Below are 19,907 nucleotides of genomic sequence, written 5' to 3'. Positions count from 1 at the left end.
AGAAAGAAGACCAAACTTTTAATACGAACACTTATGTTATCCTTTTTTGGATTTGGAAAAAGCAAAGCACCGGAAAGAGAATCAACGGAAGAACAAAAAGGAATAATTGGCAGATATCTTGAAAATGAGTTGCCGGTGATAATGAGATTTGTGAACGAACTTCCCAATAAGAAAACAATTGAAAAGTTACCATTTCTAACTGTTGTTTCCTGGAAATATGATGGTGATGAAAACAATGGAATGCCGCCGCAAAAAATAAATGGGAAAATGATTGTTTTGGAAAGGGCATTAGAAGATGCAATGGACAAAACGGACATTTTCACTCACGCATACAGCAGAACAGGAAATAATTTGAAGGAATTGGTTTATTATACCACCAAACAAGACGATTTTATGGTAATGCTAAATCGGGCTTTAAAAAAGCACGATATTTATCCTATTGAAATAAACTTTTACGAAGACAAAGAGTGGACCGACTTCAAAAAGGTACTTAACGATTTTAAAAAGAAATAACACCTACAACCATAGTAACCGTGGCACAAATTGTAGATATACCGGCCGGGGTTGACGACCTTAAAATACTACATCCGTAAGGATGGGATAATAGAATATCTAAATAATGATCCATATCAGCATGTTGTAGCCCATTAAAAACAGGCAACTTCAAACAGTAGTAGCCAAAAGAATTTGGAAAAAATACATTGATCCATTTCATCCAAATCAATCCAATAGTTTTTCCCAGGTTTTCATTTCAGTAGGATGCAGGTAGGGCAACCATAATCTAAAAAGGAGCTTAGCATAGTACGCAAACGACACCTTATCCGGGTTATAGTCCTTGACATTTAACCAGGACTGTATGTTGAAAATGAATTGTTCCGCCAGAAATTCAACCTGTCTGGCACTGATTTCTTTCCTGAACTTTCCCTCCTTTTTGTACAACTCTATAAGGGCCAAAATTTCGGACTGCTTGGTCTGGAACAACAGCATCATGGTCTCCTTTATTTCGGGCAGTCTTCTCCAGATCACGTCATTTTGTTGAAAGAATAGTCGATACGAATACATGATCTTAAAGTTATCCGTCATGGATAGGAGCATCTGTTCCGGATCTAAAGGCTTATCCTCAATGATTCGCTCTGCGTTCTTCAACGCGGTGAGCATGTCACCAAATAGCGTTTCAAGTAGTTTGTCCTTATTCGGATAGTGATAATGCAAGTTGCCCTGACTGATGCCGAGTTCCTTCGCGATATGGCGGGTCGTGATGTTCTCCACCCCACTTCGATTGAACAGGTTAAGGGACATAGCGATGATTTTTTCTTTGGTAGATGTTTGGTTCATTTGAACTAATTAATATCTTCGCAAAGAATAGTTCATTTGAACTAATCTAAATTATTGTACAATATTCAGCATAAAATAGCAAAAGAAATGGGAAGATTGCAACTATTTGAATTTGAAGATCAAAAGTGGTTTCCAGCATTTTTAAGAAATTATGGCACGGACTTTTTGCAGTTTCTGTCGAACGCAACAAAAATGTACAAACCCATTATTCCAGTCATCAAGAAAGGACTTCAAAAAAGCCGAAGCAACCAAATAATAGACCTTGGTTCCGGTGGCGGAGGGGGACTTGTTTGGTTGAACTCGGAATTGAAGAAAGACGTACCAGACCTAAGAATACTATTGACCGACTTTTATCCGAACATACCTGCTTTCCGATTAACCAAGGAAAAGGCGGATAATTTTGACTATGTGAAAACCCCGGTTGATGCCAGGGACGTGCCCGAAGATTTAATAGGATTGAGAACCCAATTCCTATCATTGCACCATTTTAAACCAAACGATGCTCAACGAATTCTTCAAAACGCCATCAATACAAACAGTCCGATCGCCATATTTGAAGGACAGGAAAGAAGTTTGCCCAGCATTTTGGCCATGTTGTTTTCGCCCATAAGCGTCTTGCTTACCACACCCTTTATAAGACCATTTAAATTCGGACGGATTATTTTCACCTATCTTATTCCCATTGTACCCTTATTTGTGCTTTGGGACGGTGTGGTTTCTGCATTGCGGACGTATTCGGTGAAGGAAATGCATGGACTTGTTGAAGATTTAAACGGAACGGAGCATTACAATTGGGAAATAGATAGGGTGAAATCCGGCCCGGGTGTTATTTTATACTTGTTGGGGATTAAAAAAGCGTAAGCTGCTTGCTACACCTAGGCTAACCTTGAAAATTACAAGGCAACACAATCTGGGTCATCCTAAATTTTAGTGTTTTGGCAAAAGATCCGATGTAAATAATCAAAAGATTCCCGAGTACGGAGGTTGAAATACAAGCGATACAATAGGTAATCTTATTTCAAGATTAAAAAGACATCAACTAAAAAAGGCTTCTTTACGTCGGTAAAGAAGCCTAAACTCATCCGGAATAGCGGTAGCCTTAGCAACCCGTTGGCCCCAAAGGAACCACCTGTTCCTGATCCACTTTTTCTCCTTTGGAATTTTCGGCCGGTTCCCATTTCCCTGGTGCCTTTAGAATAAGGTCGATCATTTTGTAATCTATGGCAAAGTAGCCCGAAGTGCCATCCAGTTTAACGTTCTCCACGGTTCCCTTTTTGGTGACGGTAAACACCAACTTAAACGGTTGTAGTTTGTCCATTTCCTGACCGGCCCGGGCTTCGGTACTGTTTTCTTCGAGGTATTTCATAAGCGCTTCCATCCCGCCTTCATAGGCTGCTTCCTTTATAAGATCAATGGGAAGGTATGGCCCCAATTGGCTAGTTTCCCACGCTGGGCCGGCAGCATTGCAAAAGCTACTCGCGCTAATTCTCTCAGTTGCCGACTTGTTGAGGGCTTTGGCCTCGATAACCAATGTGGCTACTTGGTCGGTCCCGGAATCGTTCCCCTCCATAAAACCAAAGGCCTGCACCCCAAAAGCGGCGAGTGCCACGCAAAAAATGATACTGTTCTTTTTCATATCGGAATTGATTTAAAGATTATTTGCTTCAAATCTAACGGGGATAGCTGCTTCAACGGGTAAATCCAATGTAAAATGATGTAAATTTTGTGTAAAACAAGGTAATCTTTTACAGATATAAATAGTTTTGTAGCATGGGCCCGAGACCGTTTAAAATGGCGTTGTTCATTTTCGTTTGCCTCTTGCTTTTTGTCGCAAGCAGTAGGGCCCAATTTATGCAGGATGAAAGACATGTTGAAGTGGCATTGCGCATGATCGGACATCAGGTCCTGCTCAGTTCCGGGGATAGCCTTTCCCGGGTATTGCCGATTAGAACGGAGGAGGATGGCCGTTATCGCATTCAATTCGAGTCCGAATTTGCATTCTCCCCGGAAGAGCTGGCCACCACGATTAACGATGTGGTCCGCGAAACGGGTATGGCCACCCATTTTATCGTGGAGGTGGCGCAATGTGGAACCGAGGCGGTGGTCTATAGTTATGAAATGCAGCTTTTGGAACACAAGGACCTCATTCCCTGCAAGTCCAGAGGGCAACCCAAAGCCTGTTACCAACTTTTTTTCACCTTGCTGGATAGGGGTGAACCCCTGGCAGCAGCGCAAGAGGTCGTCCAAGGTCCTTCCAACGGATGGTTGTCCAAACTGGGTCTCGTAACCTATTCATTACTATCGATACTGTTCCTTGTCCTGCTTGGGGCCCTTATTTATCTGTGGAGGCGAAGGAAAAATTCCAAGGTAGATCCGAATATGATTTCCTTGGGGGAATACCGGTTCGACAAACGGAATACGGAACTCGTATTGGGAAATCAGAGAACAGAGCTGACCGGCAAGGAAGCGGATCTGCTGCTTTTACTGTACAAAGCGGCCAACACCAGTGTGGCGCGGGAGGTAATCCTAAATAAGGTCTGGGGGGACCAAGGTGATTATGTGGGTCGTACCCTGGACGTTTTTATATCCAAATTGCGCAAGAAATTCGAGGCCGATCCCAAGGTGAAGATTGTAAACATCCGTGGGGTAGGGTATAAGCTTGTAATTGGGGTTTAGCGATGAGCGGGAAATGAGGGGAAGTCCCGGCCGAATCGGGTCGGTTTTTCGAAGGTAATCTTCATTGATAAAAAATAGCTATTAAGTAACGATTTATATTCCTTTGTTAGGCTTCATTTAAAACAACAGGAAATGGAAAAATTCATTGAATTAAATACAGAAAACATTGCTTCGGAACACATCTGTTGCGCCATATCCGACAAGAAATGTGTGGATAGCTATCAAGCCAAAAAGGATTGGTTAAAGAAAGAGTTCGGTAATGGCTATGTTTTTAGGCGATTGGACGCAAGAGCCAAGGTGTTCCTTGAATATGGACCGGCAGAAAATGCCTGGGTTCCTATAACGGCACCCAATTATTTGAACCTAAACTGTTTTTGGGTTTCCGGGAAATACAAGAAAAATGGATACGGAAAAGCACTGTTGCAATCTGCAATTGAAGATGCAAAAACGCAAAATAAAAATGGACTTGTAACCGTGGTGGGGACGAAAAAGTTCCATTTTATGAGCGATACCAAATGGTTGTTGCGGCAGGGATTTAAGGAAATGGAAAGGATTTCCAGCGGGTTCAGTCTATTGGCCTTAAAATTTAAGGACAGTTTTGACAACCCCAGATTCAACGAATCGGTACAGAGCGGGGAATGTCCCGATAAAAAAGGGATTGTGGTCTATTATTCCAACAGATGCCCTTTCGCGGAATTTCACGCTATGCAGTCATTGGTAGAAACCGCGGAAAAAAGAAAGCTACCCCTAAAGGTAATTAAGCTTAAGACCATGGCAGAGGCCCAAAATTGCCCAAGTCCAGCCACTATTTTTAGCTTATTTTTGGACGGTAGGTTTATGACAACGGATTTAAGTGTCTGTATGGATAGCCGTTATGATAAGGTGATTGAAAAACTGAAAAACTAAGGCCTAACGCAAAAGGGATTTTACGTATTGCTACAAGGTTATAGAACCTTAGCCGCCTTCGGGCGGGCTGCATTTCATTTACTAACCTTTGCCACAATGGCGCAAATCTTAATACACTAAGGACCAATGAGCAAAGACCAACTTAAGAATTATGTACAAAGCTTTGTTGCGCTCGGCAATGAGGAAATGGAACAATTCTTGTCCAGCTTTGAGGAAGTAAAGGTCAAAAAACGACAATTCATTGTTCAGCCCAACTTTGTAAACCAATACCGGACCTTTGTAGTAAAAGGTGCCTTTAGGACGTATGCCGTAGCAGATAGCGGACAGGAACATACCCTTCAATTTGCCATTGAAAATTGGTGGGTTTCGGATTTCAACAGTTACATATACCAACATCCTGCAACCCTTTTTGTTGCGGCGCTGGAAGATAGTACCATACTCCAGCTCGCATTCAACAAAGAGCAGGCACTGAAAAAGGCCAATCATAAATTTGAGACTTTTTTTAGGATAATGGCCGAAAAAGGGCTTGCCTTTGAACATCGAAGAATTCTTTTTGATCTAACGCATTCCGCAGAGGCACGCTACGAGAATTTTTTATTGAACTTTCCCAATTTCGTCCAACGTGTTCCACAGTACGCTCTGGCTTCCTACTTGGGAATGACCACGGAATTTTTATCGAGAATACGCAATAAGAGAACGCGGAAAAAAAGTTGAACTACATCAACCTTTTTTCTTGATCTGCTTCATTTTTAATGCTTTTGAATTGCCGGACTTTTACCCTGTCAATATTGACACACAATTCAAAAACATAAAAAATGGAACAATCATTAAATGAAATCTTCTCGGCAAAGAACGAGATGGTAAAAAAAGGGCAAATCGTAAAAGCTACGGAAAAGTACTTCGCTTCCGATGCCAGGACCCATGATTTTGATGGTACTGCAACCATCGGAAAATCTGAAATGCTGGCCAAAATGCAGGGTTTTGCCGATGCCATTTCCAAGGTAAACGGCATTACCCTACACAATGCGTCATTGCATGGGGATATTTCCTTCGCGGAGTTCACTTTTGACTTTGATATGAAGGACGGGAGCAAAATTTTATGGCACGAGATACTCCGCACGGTTTGGGAAAATGGACAGATTGTAGAGGAACAATACTTTAAAGCTTAAGGTTATGGGATTTGTAACCAAAAAAATGCATGCCTATCTGGATTACCCGGTAGCCGTTGCACTTATCGTTTTACCCTTTGTACTGGGCTTAGGAGGTTCCAACCCTTTGGCTTGGCAACTCTCTGTCATTACGGGAATTGCGGCCTTTGTTCTCACGATCTTGACCGATCATCAGTTGGGGTTATATCGCATCGTTTCCTATAAGGGACATTTAATTGTAGATGCCTTGGTGGGAATCGTATTTATAGTGGCTCCCTTCGTATTCTCGTTTGAAGGGCTGGATGCTTATTTCTATTGGATAAACGGTGCCGCGGTCTTGGCCGTAGTTAGTTTACATAAACCGGAAATGGCGATACACACCTAAAGTCAAAACAATTCATTACTACTATTAAAATTTAAAATAATAATCATGAAATCATTATCAATACTAGCAGCCATGCTATTCATTTCATCATTGGGTTTAGCACAAAATCTTAAAACCGCAATTAATACGGATGACAGCAAAATAGCCCTACAGGGGTATAGTCCGGTATCCTATCTAGATCTGGGCATTGCCCAAAAGGGATTAAAGGAATATCAGACAACCCATGATGGGATAAAATATTACTTCACAAGTGAAGAACAGAAAAAAACCTTTGAAGCAAACCCTAAGAAGTATTTGCCGGAATATGGGGGGTATTGTGCTTTTGGGGTTTCCGTTGGGGCAAAGTTTAGAATAGATCCCAATAAATTTGTGGTAAAAGATAGCAAATACTATTTGTTTCTTTATGATTTGGAAGTAGATGCACAACAGTTATGGTTGGCCGGCAACCATAAGGAACTGGTGACCAAAGCGGATACCAATTGGAAAAAGCTACGCATGAAATAATACTGGTAAATCCTTTAAAATCAAAACACCTGAAGCCTTAGGCTCAGGTGTTTTATAATTGGCCCTAAATGTCCCAGTTTCCAATCCAATATCCCATCTAAGCAGGGCATATTGTGGAGGTCTTTACTTTCCCGTCCTGGTATTCTGGTCCGTCCGTCCGTTGTCATAAAGTCCCTTTATCCCTGTGACTTTCCCATTTTCCTCCAGCATTTCAATACGAAATGCAGGGACTTCCGCTATTCGAAATTTGTTTTGGGACATGGGAATAAGCTGGTATTCCGTGTTTCCCTCCCTTTGATAGTAGAGCGTACCCTCTTTAAAATGAATCTTTCTGGGGCCGTAATGACCCACATAGGATTTCAGGGTCTTTTGATTTACGGTCACCGGTTCCATTTGCGATTGAATACCTTCCATGGCCCATTGGAGGAAAAAAGTGCCCTCTTGCCCTGCATTCTTTTGTAACAGCATCTCCAGGGCCTTAAGTTTGGCCGTTTCCAGGGCATCCTCTGCCGGGACCTTAATATGGGGTTCTACGCCCGTGCCTTCCCAATTTGTCTGGGTAATGGGATTAATGGCCCTGCCGTCCGGGACAAAAATGGCAAAACGTTCCGTGGCAATTTGCGTTCCCCCGGGATGTGCACCACCACCGGTAACCTCTCCGATCAAAGTGGCCCGTTCCAGGTTGCGAAGGTTATAGCTGAACTCTTCGGCCGCGGAGAACGTACTGCTACTGGTGAGCACGTAAACGGGAACATCCGGTCTGCGCTTTCCGGGTACGTAGGGTAGTGTCCAGGTCTGCGTTTGTTCATCATTGGCCCTATTGTAAAAATTGTTGAGATGTACCCTTTCCGGTCCGTATAAATAGCTGGTGATCAGTTGGATCATGGCCGGACTCCCGCCCCCGTTCCGGCGAAGGTCAATGATCAGGGCATCGGTATTGCTCAAAAAATTCATGGTTGCCGCGGCCGCCGCACCAGCCTCCTTGTCCACACCAAAAAAACCGCTAAGGTTCAAATATCCGATGTTCCCGTCCAGGATCTTTACCTCCCGAAACCCATAGTTGGAGCGTCTGTTATTGCGTAACTGGCGTTCTGCAAGGGCGACACTGTCAGTTGCCGAAAGTTCGGCATTTCGCCTTCGGGCAATACCCTCGGGATCAAAGCGTACCCTCAGGTGTAGATCCTTGCTTACAGATTGGATATCCTCGGTAAGCTTCTGGGCGAATTCTTGGGCGCCCTTAATCTTCGCATAGTTGTTGTCCTGAAGTTGGGTTTTTAGAAAATCGCTCATTTTAAGGGCGGTTTCCGGAAAAACATAACTGGTCTCCAAAATGGTGGAAATGGAGTCGACGACCTGTCTTTTTTCTTGGTCGGAAATACTATTGTCGTTGTTTTGGGCCGGACAGGCCAGGACCATTCCAACTAGGAACGGCAGAAAAAGAATTCGGATTCGCTTCATGATTGTTTCGTTTTTTGATGTGTATGATGACAATTGTCGGTGATGCGTTGTAATAGGTGGCGTAGGGTTTCTACTTCCTCGGTAGTAAGGCCTTTTAGGGCCGTGGCCCTATTCTCCATAATAATAGGTATGGATTCCTGTTGTGCCATTTTTCCCATTGAGGTGAGTTCCAGGGCGTAACGGCGACGGTCTTTGGGATTCAAGGATCTTTCCAAAAATCCCTTGTTGACCAAGAGGTCTATCATTCGGGTAATGGAGGCATGGTCCTTGAATACGCGCTCGGCGATTTCCCTTTGGGTTAATTTGGGATTGTCGTAAAGGGTCTTTAGGACCAACCACTGATCTATGGTCAGGTCCCTTTTTAAGCTGTTCAAGTTACGTTGGGCAAATTGTCGGTACGATTTAATGGTTTTTTCCATTACATAGAAAAGCACGCTTTCCAAGCGGGGTATAGTCTCTGTCTTTTTCATTGATACAAATATAATTGATATATCAACTATATACAACTTTTATCTCAATTGATACCCAGATGTTCTCATACGACGTATAGCCGATCCTTTTTGCAAATATATATTCCGATTGAAAAAATGCTACATTCGCAGTATGCCTGTAAAAAGTATGGATGGGATAATTTATGGTATCAAGTGGGCAAAATGAAAAAGGGCAAAAATGAGTAAAAAAATAGGGTTGAAAGAAGCCATGTCCATTGGAATAGGAGGTATGGTAGGCGGCGGAATCTTTGCTGTATTGGGGTTGGCGGTTTCGCTTGCTCGAGGGGGAACGCCCATTGCCTTTTTATTTGCTGGATTTTTAGCCCTAATTACATCCTATAGCTATGTAAAACTCTCTTTGACCTACCCCGATCCTGGGGGAACGGTAAAATTCATCAATCAGGGTTTTGGAAAGACAATTTTTAGTGGAGGCGCAAATAACCTTTTATGGGTAAGCTATATCATTATGCTTTCCCTGTACGCATCGGCTTTTGGTTCATACGCACCCAATCTTTTTTCAATACTCGATACATCAACCGATTTCCATATCTATGCCAGTCTTATCATCATCCTGGCAACGGCCATCAATTATTATAGTATTAAGGTTGTGGGTAAAATCGAGTCCTACGCGGTTGCCATAAAGCTTGTTATACTGCTTTCGTTTGTGTTCATCGGAATTTACGGCCTGATGGGAAATCCAAATCTTGCACAACTTTCCATTTCAAATTGGGAAACACCTATAAAATTGCTAACGGGAGGTATGGTAATTTTCGTCGCCTATGAAGGATTTGAGTTAATAGCAAATGCGGCACCGGACATTGAAAACCCTAAAAAGAACACCCCTAGGGCCTACTATTACTCTGTACTATTTGTTATTTTGCTTTATGTAATCATTGCTTTGGTAACAGTGGGTTCCCTGCCATTTAAGGAAATTGCGACGGCTCAGGATTATGTATTGGCCGAAGCGGCAAAACCTATGCTCGGAAAAGTCGGTTTTACCATTATAACCATTGCTGCGCTCATATCAACGTTTTCAGCTATCAATGCCTCGCTTTTGGGCGGTAGCAGAGTCAGCTATGAAATAGCGGAGGACGGGGAGTTGCCCCATCACCTGACCAGTAAATTATGGAATCAACCCATTGGGTTAATGATAACCGCGATCATTACCATAATCGTTGCAAATCTCTTGAATCTTGAAAGTATTTCAACAGCGGGAAGTATTGGTTTTCTATTGATTTTTGCGATTGTAAATTATGTTGGATTTAAGCTACATGCTGAGGTTAAAGGAAATAAGGTCATTCCGTTTTTGGGATTTCTGTTGTGTACTATAGCTCTTATAATTCTTATAAGTCAGCAGTTTTCAACCAATAAAACGGGGGTAATAGTCGCAATATCAATCGTTGCCCTATGTTTTATCATAGAATGGCTATACAAAAAAATCGGGCGTAACGGAGTACCCAAACAATAGGGCAGAGAAAGCCCCCAAAATTTTTATCTTGGACAAGTTTGGAAAAGTTCAACCTATGATGTTTCTCTGCATTACAGTAAATGTGAGCTACGAATGAAGCGAATAGTTACTTTGTTGGCACTACTTCTTATTGGGCTTAACTCAAAGGCCCAGATCAAAAAGGAAATCCTGGATTTTAAATTTGAGGGGGTTCCTCTAAATGGGGTGTTGACTATTCCCCAAGATGCCAACTCCAAAGGAATAGTACTCATCGTCCATGGATCGGGAAGAACGAATGCCGTGGCCCAGGAGTGGTATTCCGACGTTCGGGAAACTTTGGTAAAAGCAGGCTACAGTACCTATATGTGGGATAAAATGGGGTGCGGTAAAAGCGGTGGCACTTTCAACAATAATCAATCTATACAGCACAGTGCTTTGGAGGTAATTGCGGCCATCCACACCCTGAAAAAGAAACAAATACCGGGATCCGATAAAATTGGCTTATGGGGCATCAGTAGGGCAGGGTGGATAAATCCGATTGTAATAAACCAGTATAGAGACATTGCGTTTTGGATTACCGTAAGTGGTGTGGATGCGAAGGAAAATTTTAAGTATCTGCTCCAACAGAACCTACAAATCAACGGACATCTCAAGGATTCCGTGGATATCATTGTAGATGAATGGTTGGAGGGCGTTAGAATCAGTCATTCTGGGGGAAGTTTTAAAACCTACCAAGACGCCACACCCAACCTAAGGAAGAATCAGTTTTGGCTAAGGTTTACCAATGGGGGTATCACCGAAGAAGCCTACTACGCCTACCAACCCACGTTTATGAAGGAAAAACTCGATAAGAAAACTGGCTTACAGGTATATGTTACGGATTTTGAGGCCGTCCTTTCGAACATAAATTGCCCCGTATTGGCCTTATTTGGCGAAAATGATATGAATGTGGATTGGCAAAAAACCAAGGCTTTATACGAAAGCACATTGGCATCCCATACAGACTTGACCATTACTTCGTTTCCTAATTGTAACCACAATCTGTTCCAGTGCGAAACCGGAGGTTTTTATGAAATGCAAGACCATGATTTACCTTATAAAAGATGCGATGGTTTTCTGGATACCATGGCCTATTGGCTAAAAGAGATGGAATAAACCAACACCAACAATACATAAACCCCAACCTTATATTTGAAAACTAGCACATTGTAAATAAGTATGGATGCATTAAAAATAGGTTCAATAGTTCTAAGTGTTTGGAGTGGTCTAAATCTTTTTCCTTCGTTGTATGTGGTTGTCGGTATTCTTTTTTTGGGCGAACACCCACCTGGGTTGTACGCTATATTAAGTGCAGAGGATATCCAATCCATGAGCCCTGATATGCTCGCTACTGTAGATTCTATCGGCCTTTTTGCCAATTTATCCGTTGTAGCTTTAAACGCGTTGATGCTCATCGCTATTTGGAAAGGGCTGATTAATAGGGTGCTTTGGGTTTTTTGGGCTTTATTGGTAGCGTTCATTTTTGCTCTATTAGCGGGAATTGCGGCCGACTATGCGGTTAATTTTGCCTTTCCCGAAGTAAACCTGGTATCGGCTTTGATTTTGGCCCTAGGTTTTATATTTTCAGGTATCGGACTTTTTAAACCAGGTAAATGAAAATATGTTGAAATTGAAAAGGCCAACACTGATATTCCTAGTTTTACTGGTTGTTTTCTGCAAAAATGAGTTAATGGCACAACGGATTGATACCGAAAGCATTTATGCTTGGTGTATTGTTCCCTATGATAGTTTGGAACGATCTCCAGAGGCCAGGATAGCCATGCTTAAAAAAATGGGGATTACAAAGTACGCCTATGATGCATCTCCCCCAAATGGCTCGGGAATTGCGATTGGCAAAAAAAGAGGGAGTCGAGGTCATATCGGTTTGGATGTGGATAGATGGTCGCACAGACGCTTTGGGAAAATTAAGCGGCTCCAACGAAAAGGTCTTTAAAGTAATAGATGAGGTTGGTTACAAGGGACAAATTTGGGTAAGTTTTGCCGCGAATTTTTTTGAAGACCTATCCGATTCCGAAGCGATAGCCAAGGGAGCTGAAATGATAGCTTTCCTGAGTAAAAGGGCAACCACCTTGGGCTGTAAGATAGGTTTGTACAATCACGGTGATTGGTTTGGGGAGCCAAAGAATCAAATCCAAATCATCAAGGCCTTGCCGGACAAGAATTTGGGTCTCGTCTATAACTTTCATCACGCCCACCATCAAATAGATGCGTACCCGGAAATGTTGGACACTATGTTACCGTATCTTTGGTATGTAAACCTTAGTGGCCTTAGAAAGGAAGGACCTAAAATTCTCCCCATAGGAAAGGGTAATCATGAAAAAGAAATGATCCAATTACTATTGGACAAAGGGTATACCGGGGATTTTGGTATACTAGGGCATGTAGCGGAAAAGGATGTGGAGTTGGTACTGAAGGCAAATTTGAATGGCTTAAGAACAATGCATATTGAATAAATACTATTCTTGGGATGCAATTTAGAATCAGTAAAATTGATATGGAAATCGACACTAGATCAATATCTTTTGAAAATGAAACTAGGGCGTGAAAGAATTTGAATCGATAAAACAACTGTACAGGCCGTTACAACCCACCATTCTCCCTTCGTTTAAAATTGTATCCTATCGGGAGATTTTGCCTGATCCCGCCTTACGAAACGTCATCTACTGTTACTGGCAGTTAAAAACTTTGGAACCCCTTGCCCATCAATTCAATTATCGGGTGGTGGCGGATGGTTGCATCGATATTTTTTTCAACAACCAAAATATTTCCGAAAGTTTCATCATGGGCTTTTGTAAGGAATACACGGAATTTCCCTTGGAGAACTCCTTTGATTATATCGGTATTCGATTTTTTCCCTCCATGGTGCCGCAATTGTTTCAGGTTAACGCTTTCGAGCTGAGTAGCAAAGTCGAAAGATTGGAACTCGTTTTACCGAAAATTGCAAAAAGCCTGGTACAGCATGTTTCCCCAAATATGGATTTGAATTGGGTAGCGGTCCATTTAGACCGGATAATGGGTAGCGTTTTTAGTACCGCGGAATTTGATAAGGATTATCGGCTGTACAAGGCATTGTACCTTATTTTAAAAAATTGGGGCACTATGGAAACGGAATCGGAGTTGGATATCGGAATAAGCCCAAGACAGTTAAGACGGATATTTAATCATTATATCGGCACAACGCCCAAAACCTTTAGTAAGGTGGTGCGCTTTCAGAACATTCTTAATGCCAAACCTTCCCTACAAAACCTTACGCAGAATAAGTTGTTCTATGATGTGGGCTTCTATGACCAATCGCACTTCATCAAGGATTTCAAGAATTTCTATGGCGTTACCCCGACCCGGGCATTTCGTTAATATGTCCGATTTTTACTATGGTACCCCAAGACTCCCCAATACCTTTGTTTCATACAAAAATAGAAGGTATGAAAACTTTAATCACTTTATTGTTTGCAGGAGCCGTTAGCATTGGATTTTCGCAAACACCACACAAAAACGGAAATATTATGAAACTAAACGCGGGAGTAATCACGGAGAAATTAGCCGAAACCAAGGATTTTTATATAAGGAATCTCGGCTTTGGAGTAACCTTTGAAAATGAATTCTACTTGTTGATGCATACCCCCAACAAACAAGCGGAATTGAGTTTTTTAAAGCCTAACCATCCCACCCAAAAGCCCATATTTCAAAAACCGTTTAACGGAAATGGGATGTATCTGACCATAGAGGTGGAAGACGTAGACCGGCTCTATAAAAAAATTCAGGACAAGGGAGTGCCTATAGCTATTGAAATAAGGGACGAACCGTGGGGGGACCGGCACTTTGCCATTGTTGATCCAAACGGTATCGGAATTGATTTGGTTACCTTTACCAAACCGACCGTGGAATAAAAACCAAAGCTAAAACCGATTGCATAAAAAAAGGGGGCTTAGCCCCCTTTTTCTCATTGTTATTCTTAAGAAAACCGTATTAACGCCAATGTGGTGTGCCTACGGTGATTCCTCCAGCTTTCGTGACGGGTCAAAGACCTTTCTGTAGCGCTGTAGTTCTCTTTGCGTTGTTTCTTTGTATGTTTCATCTTTTTACTTCGTTATTTGTTTTTTGTGATGGGCGCAATAGGCGTCCCTTTTTACACACCCAATAAGACGTATAAATACCGATAATCTTACAGCTTTAAGAAGAGTTTAACACCCCTTGAAGGCTTGTATAGCGCGGGTTGACAGCGTTTTGATGAAGCTGGGTTGTATCTCCCTGTTTCTATGGAAAGCTCCCTTTCAAAACTTGGAAATGCCATAGAGGAGGTATGTGCTCTTAGAATGGCCCTTGAGCCCCTTAGGTGGCGATTTAGGTTTTACATTACCTTCTAAAATGGGATAAAAGCCATGAATTGGAAATTTAAGCCGTTTTTTTACAAAATTGGACCTTCACCTTCACGAATCAATGTAAAAAATGAACTTCTTCCATTCCTTTCGGCAAACCAAGTTTGTGTGACCGTAAATACCGATTGAAAAAATGCTAAATTCGTATGGCCCACATAGCGATATGGAAAAATTGGTAACTGTATCCGAATAGTTGGATTCGCACCTTCCGTACTTGACTTGTTTTAACCAACCACCAAAATCAATTGAAATGTACCCAACGCCTTTGTTACTTCGAATTGCAAAGATTGTTTCCGTATTCGCGATAGGCATTATGGCCCTGATTATCGTCATCGGAAATACCACCGACTACTATACCAATTATAATTTTGTAGAGCATGTCCTAAAGATGGACACCATATTCCCCGATAGCAATATCCAGTATCGGGACATCAATAATCCAATACTGATACATACTGGGTATATTTTGCTGATTGTCCTGGAAGCCGTAATGGCATTTTGTTGCCTAAAAGGAAGTTGGGTGCTCTTTAAAAACCGAAAAAATGAGGCCAGCACCTTTCACGCCGCCAAGAAATGGTCCATTGCCGGACTTATTATTGGAGTCCTCATTTGGTTTTTCGGTTTTGAGGTAATCGGGGGTGAATGGTTCGCTATGTGGCAGAGCACTGTCTGGAATGGACTGAGTAGCGCTGAAAGGATAGTGACCTTTATAGTATTGACCTTAATCCTATTACATCTTAAGGATGAAGAACTTACGGATTAAAGGAATTCGGTATAAGACAAAAATGCCATAAACATGGACATAAAGGACAGTCATATCAATTATGTGGAGTTCAAGGCAAGAGATCTTGAGGAAATAAAGGAATTCTATAAGGCCTCCTTCGGCTGGACTTTCACGGATTATGGGCCCACCTACACCGCTTTTTCCGATAGCGGGTTGGAGGGTGGCTTTGAAAAAACGAATACCGAAATTGTAAATGGTGCCTTGATCGTCTTATACCACACCGATTTAGATTTTATAAAAAACAGGATCAGGGAAGCCGGCGGAAAAATCACCAAGGATATTTTTTCCTTCCCAGGCGGTCGTCGGTTCCATTTTGCCGACCCATCCGAAAATGAGTTGGCGGTTTGGTCCGATCAATAATTCTATTAAACCGCCCGTTGTACCACTTCAAAAACACGGTTGCTATCGCATTTGAGGGTTTTTGATGGAAATTTTAGGATCAAGGCGTAGTCATGGGTGGCCATGAGTATGGTCCGCCCCGATTTATTGATATCCTGCAACACTTTCATTACTTCTACGCTCGTCTGGGGGTCCAGGTTTCCGGTCGGTTCGTCCGCCAGGATAAGTTCCGGGTCATTGAGGAGGGCACGGGCAATGGCGATACGTTGTTGCTCCCCCCCGGAAATCTCATGTGGAAATTTAAACCCTTTGGTCTTCATACCTACCTTGTCCAGGACCTCTTCGATCCGCTGGTCCATTTTTGCCGGATCCTTCCACCCCGTGGCTTTGAGCACAAAGAGTAGATTGTTCTTGATATTCCTATCGGGCAGCAATTTAAAATCCTGAAAAACAATGCCCAGTTTTCTGCGTAAATAGGGGATATCCTTTTCTTTGAGCAACCTTAGGTCGTAACCTACTATGGTACCATTCCCCTGTCTTAGCGGAATATCGGCATAGAGGGTTTTCATAAAACTACTTTTGCCACTTCCGGTCTTCCCGATAAGGTATACGAATTCCCCTTTGTGTACCGTTAGATCTACTTCGGTAAGGATCATACTTTCCTTTTGGAAAATGGAGGCCTCCTTCAATTCCAAGATCATTTCCGGCATTTTATCTTCGTTACGGGTTATTGGATCGGGGTCGGACATGGATGTTCCTTTAATTTTAAAAATTCGTATTTGGAACCTTTATGGGGCGCTTCCTTTGTTGATATAAAAGTAATAAGTTCCTATGGAAAAGGAATACACCGTTTTTAAAAATCTTTTTCTTTGAAGGTTAGGATATACTTAGGAACGATATTTGTCGTTACTGTATATAACATCCGGTTATCGATAAATAGTTAGAACACTATGTTGAAAAAAAATACCGCACTCGTCCCCATTTTTCTGGGGATGTTTTGCTTGGGAATCGCCCAGGAGACCAAAATCTACACACACGACAAGAAGGAGTATCAAGACGCGCTGGCCCTGTATAACAACGAGCAGTACCAAGCGGCACAGACTATTTTTGCCAAAGTAAAGAATAGTACCAGGGATTTGGAGACCAAGGCCAACAGTGCCTACTACGAGGCCAATGCCGCAGTGCGTTTGAACCAATACGGGGCAGACCGGCTTATGGAGGATTTTGTGGAAAAATACCCGACTTCCACCAAACGGAATTCCGCTTTCGCCGATGTAGCGGAATACTATTTTGAAACGGGAAAGTATCCCTATGCCTTAAAATGGTACAAAAAAGTGGATCAAAATGCACTCTCCCGAAATGAGATGGACAAGTTTAACTTCAATTATGGCTATTCCCTGTTTTCCTCCAAAAAACCTAAGGATGCCGAACGTTACTTGAGTAAAGTGACCAATTCTCCCGTTTACGGATCACAGGCCAAATACTATTTGGGTTATATCTCCTATCAACAAGACGACTATGAAACCGCCAATGAACGTTTTGATCAGATTACGGACCAAGAGGTGTTGGAAGAAAAGCTTTCCTACTATCAGGCGGATATGAACTTTAAACTGGGTAAGTTCGAGGAGGCCATAGCCCTGGCCAAAAAACAATTGCCCAGATCCAACCGAAAGGAAATCTCCGAGCTTAACAAAATTATCGGGGAGAGCTACTTTAATTTGGGTCAATATGCCAATGCCATTCCCTATTTGGAAGAATATAAGGGCAAGCGGGGAAAATGGAATAATACGGACTATTATCTACTGGGCTATTGTTATTACAAACAGGGTGATTTTGCCAACGCCATTCAGCAGTTCAACAAGATTATCGGAGGTACCAATAGCGTCTCCCAAAATGCCTATTATCACTTGGCCGAATGCTATCTGAACCTGGAAAAGAAGTCAGAGGCCCTCAACGCCTTTAGAAATGCTTCCCAGATGGATTTTTCGGCGGAGATCCAAAAGGACGCGTATTTGAACTACGCCCGGCTGAGCTATGAGATCGGAAATGCCTATGAACCTGTTCCCCAGGTTATTTCCAATTATTTGGAACTTTATCCCAACGATGCACATACCCAGGAAATGCAAGAGCTTTTGGTTGATTCCTATATCTCCTCAAAGAACTTTAGGGGCGCTATGGAGCTTTTGGAGAAGAACCGAAATTTTGCGAGCAGGGCTACCTATCAGAAAGTGGCGTTCTATCTCGGGACGGAACTTTTTATTGACGGGGATTATGCGGCGGCCGCCGAAATTTTTGACAAGTCTTTGGGTGGTGCCGAGGATGCCCTCTTCGAGGCCAGGGCCAATTATTGGAAAGCCGAATCGCTCTATCTGCTCAACCGATTTGATGATGCCTTGGCCAGCTACTTACAATTTAAGCAGAACCCTAGTGCCCGGTTTACCGAGGAGTATAAGGATATGGACTATAATCTGGGCTACGCCTATTTTAAGTTGAAGGATTATGGGAGTACCATATCCAGTTTTAATGCCTATGCCCAGTCCGGTCCAGCGGATACCCAAAAACTGTACGACGCCTATTTACGCTTAGGGGACAGTTATTTTGTGACCAGCAAATATTGGCCGGCCATAGAAACCTATAACAAGGCCTTGGCCCTTAGCGGACCACAAAAGGATTATGCCGCTTATCACAAAGCGTTGAGTTATGGTTTTATAGGCCGGGGAAATACCAAGATCGAAGAACTCAATTCCTTTGTGCGGCGATATCCAAAATCTACATTGAAGGACGATGCCCTTTTTGAATTGGGCAATACCTATATCACTTCGGGTGAAGAGCAAAAGGGTCTGCAGAGTTATAATGGACTCATTAACGAGTATAGGGGAAGTTCCTTGGTTCCCCAGGCCATGATGCGCCAGGGACTTGTACACTACAACGCCAACCGAAACGATCAGGCCTTGGGCAAGTTCAAATCGGTTGTAAGGGATTATCCCAATACCCAAGAGGCCATTCAGGCAGTGGCCACGGCTAAATTGATTTATGTGGATATGGGTCGCGTGGACGAATATGCGGCATGGGTGGAGAACTTGGATTTTGTGGAAGTTACGGATTCCGAATTGGACAACGCCTCCTTTGAATCCGCCAACAAACAAAATCTGGAAGGCAAAAAGGATGCGGCCATCAAAGGCTATGAAAAATACGTGAAACAGTTCCCTAATGGCCTACATGCGACTCAAGCGAATTTTAATTTGGCACAACTTTACTTTGCTAAGGGCGAAAAAGAAAAGGCCTTGCCCTACTATGTCTTTGTGGCGGATAAGGGCGGCAGTGAGTATGGTGAACAGGCATTGACCCGGGTGTGCGAGATATATATTGGTGAAAAGGAATACGATACGGCACTTCCCTATCTGGAACGTTTGGAAAATGTGGCCAACATTCAGCAAAACCGAACATTTGCACAATCCAATTTAATGAAGGGCTACTATGGCCAGAAGAATTACCCAAAGACTTTGGAATATGCGGACAAGGTACTGGCCAATGGCAATATCGACAACCGCATCAAAAGTGATGCACAAATTATGATCGCACGCTCGGCCATGGCCACGGGCGATGAGGTAAAAGCAGAATCCGCGTACAAGGACGTACTAAAAATTGCATCCGGCGGCACAGCTGCAGAGGCCCTGTATTACGACGCCTACTTTAAAAACAAGTCTGGCGATCACGAATCTTCCAATACGGCCGTACAAAAATTGGCTAAGGATTATGCGGCCTATAAGGAGTGGGGCGGTAAAGGGTTGATCATTATGGCCAAAAACTTTTATGCCCTGGACGATGCCTATCAAGCTACCTATATTTTGGATAGTGTAATCGCCAATTTTTCCCAATTTCCGGAAATTGTGACAGAGGCCCAAGGCGAGTTGGCCATCATCAAGGCCAAGGAAGCCCAGCGCAATTCTTCAATAAATACCGACGGCAACTAAAATGACCCAAGTTTCTAAGACGAG

General features: G+C 42.7%; 22 protein-coding genes. 17 read left to right on the top strand and 5 right to left on the bottom strand.

Annotation, left to right across the window (positions count from 1 at the left end):
• Window positions 1-33: 33 nt before the first annotated feature.
• Window positions 34-513, top strand: coding sequence for a DUF695 domain-containing protein (locus Q0993_RS08195; protein ID WP_299531694.1), 480 nt, complete (start codon window positions 34-36; stop codon window positions 511-513).
• Between the two features lie 207 nt (window positions 514-720).
• Here Q0993_RS08195 and Q0993_RS08190 read toward each other — a convergent pair whose 3' ends face one another.
• On the bottom strand, window positions 721-1,335 hold the full coding sequence (locus tag Q0993_RS08190) for a TetR/AcrR family transcriptional regulator (RefSeq protein WP_299531692.1): 615 nt from the start codon (window positions 1,333-1,335) through the stop codon (window positions 721-723).
• A gap of 87 nt (window positions 1,336-1,422) precedes the next feature.
• Between Q0993_RS08190 and Q0993_RS08185 the strand changes: the two genes are divergently transcribed.
• Complete coding sequence (locus Q0993_RS08185) at window positions 1,423-2,196, top strand: hypothetical protein (protein WP_299531690.1); 774 nt, start codon at window positions 1,423-1,425, stop codon at window positions 2,194-2,196.
• A 238-nt stretch (window positions 2,197-2,434) separates the two neighbouring features.
• On the opposite strand, the gene Q0993_RS08180 is transcribed toward Q0993_RS08185, so the two are convergent.
• Window positions 2,435-2,971 (bottom strand): hypothetical protein, encoded by a 537-nt coding sequence (locus tag Q0993_RS08180; RefSeq protein WP_299531688.1) that lies wholly within the window; start codon window positions 2,969-2,971, stop codon window positions 2,435-2,437.
• 134 nt (window positions 2,972-3,105) lie between these two features.
• On the opposite strand from Q0993_RS08180, the gene Q0993_RS08175 reads away from it, so the two are divergent.
• From Q0993_RS08175 to Q0993_RS08150, 6 genes are all read left to right on the top strand, one after another.
• Window positions 3,106-4,011, top strand: coding sequence for a winged helix-turn-helix domain-containing protein (locus tag Q0993_RS08175; protein ID WP_299531686.1), 906 nt, complete (start codon window positions 3,106-3,108; stop codon window positions 4,009-4,011).
• Window positions 4,012-4,143: 132 nt separating this feature from the next.
• Entirely contained in the window at window positions 4,144-4,917 is a 774-nt protein-coding gene (locus Q0993_RS08170) for a GNAT family N-acetyltransferase (RefSeq protein WP_299531684.1), read from the top strand.
• Window positions 4,918-5,043: 126 nt separating this feature from the next.
• Entirely contained in the window at window positions 5,044-5,631 is a 588-nt protein-coding gene (locus tag Q0993_RS08165; protein WP_299531683.1) for a Crp/Fnr family transcriptional regulator, read from the top strand.
• 101 nt (window positions 5,632-5,732) lie between these two features.
• Window positions 5,733-6,086, top strand: a complete 354-nt coding sequence (locus Q0993_RS08160; RefSeq protein ID WP_299531681.1) for a SnoaL-like domain-containing protein — start codon at window positions 5,733-5,735, stop codon at window positions 6,084-6,086.
• A 4-nt stretch (window positions 6,087-6,090) separates the two neighbouring features.
• Window positions 6,091-6,450 carry a hypothetical protein gene (locus Q0993_RS08155; protein ID WP_299531680.1) on the top strand — a complete coding sequence of 120 codons (360 nt, stop codon included), beginning with the start codon at window positions 6,091-6,093 and terminating at the stop codon, window positions 6,448-6,450.
• Window positions 6,451-6,495: 45 nt separating this feature from the next.
• Window positions 6,496-6,954: a YHS domain-containing (seleno)protein gene (locus Q0993_RS08150; RefSeq protein WP_299531678.1), complete on the top strand. Its 459-nt coding sequence runs from the start codon at window positions 6,496-6,498 to the stop codon at window positions 6,952-6,954.
• Between the two features lie 123 nt (window positions 6,955-7,077).
• Here Q0993_RS08150 and Q0993_RS08145 read toward each other — a convergent pair whose 3' ends face one another.
• Together Q0993_RS08145 and Q0993_RS08140 are read right to left on the bottom strand one after the other, a co-directional pair.
• On the bottom strand, window positions 7,078-8,412 hold the full coding sequence (locus Q0993_RS08145; protein WP_299531676.1) for a S41 family peptidase: 1,335 nt from the start codon (window positions 8,410-8,412) through the stop codon (window positions 7,078-7,080).
• Entirely contained in the window at window positions 8,409-8,882 is a 474-nt protein-coding gene (locus tag Q0993_RS08140) for a MarR family winged helix-turn-helix transcriptional regulator (RefSeq protein ID WP_299531674.1), read from the bottom strand. Before Q0993_RS08140 ends, Q0993_RS08145 begins: the two co-directional genes overlap by 4 nt.
• Before the next feature lie 199 nt (window positions 8,883-9,081).
• Here Q0993_RS08140 and Q0993_RS08135 point away from each other — a divergent pair, with 199 nt between their 5' ends.
• From Q0993_RS08135 to Q0993_RS08100, 8 genes are all read left to right on the top strand, one after another.
• Complete coding sequence (locus Q0993_RS08135) at window positions 9,082-10,371, top strand: APC family permease (protein ID WP_299531672.1); 1,290 nt, start codon at window positions 9,082-9,084, stop codon at window positions 10,369-10,371.
• Between the two features lie 93 nt (window positions 10,372-10,464).
• The gene (locus tag Q0993_RS08130) at window positions 10,465-11,505 is read left to right on the top strand and encodes a S9 family peptidase (RefSeq protein ID WP_299531670.1); all 1,041 of its coding nucleotides are present in this window, start codon (window positions 10,465-10,467) and stop codon (window positions 11,503-11,505) included.
• A gap of 63 nt (window positions 11,506-11,568) precedes the next feature.
• Window positions 11,569-12,006, top strand: coding sequence for a hypothetical protein (locus Q0993_RS08125; RefSeq protein ID WP_299531667.1), 438 nt, complete (start codon window positions 11,569-11,571; stop codon window positions 12,004-12,006).
• A gap of 197 nt (window positions 12,007-12,203) precedes the next feature.
• Window positions 12,204-12,863 carry a TIM barrel protein gene (locus Q0993_RS08120; RefSeq protein ID WP_299531665.1) on the top strand — a complete coding sequence of 220 codons (660 nt, stop codon included), beginning with the start codon at window positions 12,204-12,206 and terminating at the stop codon, window positions 12,861-12,863.
• A gap of 88 nt (window positions 12,864-12,951) precedes the next feature.
• Window positions 12,952-13,764, top strand: coding sequence for a helix-turn-helix domain-containing protein (locus Q0993_RS08115; protein WP_299531663.1), 813 nt, complete (start codon window positions 12,952-12,954; stop codon window positions 13,762-13,764).
• A 149-nt stretch (window positions 13,765-13,913) separates the two neighbouring features.
• Window positions 13,914-14,297, top strand: coding sequence for a VOC family protein (locus tag Q0993_RS08110; RefSeq protein ID WP_299532827.1), 384 nt, complete (start codon window positions 13,914-13,916; stop codon window positions 14,295-14,297).
• Between the two features lie 739 nt (window positions 14,298-15,036).
• Window positions 15,037-15,549 (top strand): DUF2165 family protein, encoded by a 513-nt coding sequence (locus Q0993_RS08105; RefSeq protein ID WP_299531661.1) that lies wholly within the window; start codon window positions 15,037-15,039, stop codon window positions 15,547-15,549.
• A 33-nt stretch (window positions 15,550-15,582) separates the two neighbouring features.
• Complete coding sequence (locus tag Q0993_RS08100; protein WP_299531659.1) at window positions 15,583-15,930, top strand: VOC family protein; 348 nt, start codon at window positions 15,583-15,585, stop codon at window positions 15,928-15,930.
• Between the two features lie 5 nt (window positions 15,931-15,935).
• On the opposite strand, the gene Q0993_RS08095 is transcribed toward Q0993_RS08100, so the two are convergent.
• A complete protein-coding gene (locus Q0993_RS08095; protein WP_299532825.1) occupies window positions 15,936-16,619 on the bottom strand; it encodes a cell division ATP-binding protein FtsE in 684 nt (227 codons plus the stop codon).
• A 240-nt stretch (window positions 16,620-16,859) separates the two neighbouring features.
• Here Q0993_RS08095 and Q0993_RS08090 point away from each other — a divergent pair, with 240 nt between their 5' ends.
• The gene (locus Q0993_RS08090) at window positions 16,860-19,883 is read left to right on the top strand and encodes a tetratricopeptide repeat protein (protein WP_299531657.1); all 3,024 of its coding nucleotides are present in this window, start codon (window positions 16,860-16,862) and stop codon (window positions 19,881-19,883) included.
• Window positions 19,884-19,907 lie beyond the last annotated feature (24 nt).

Source organism: Ulvibacterium sp., assembly GCF_028285715.1.
In the GTDB taxonomy this organism is placed as follows: Bacteria; Bacteroidota; Bacteroidia; order Flavobacteriales; family Flavobacteriaceae; genus Ulvibacterium.
This window is presented reverse-complemented; position numbering and strand designations above follow the sequence as displayed.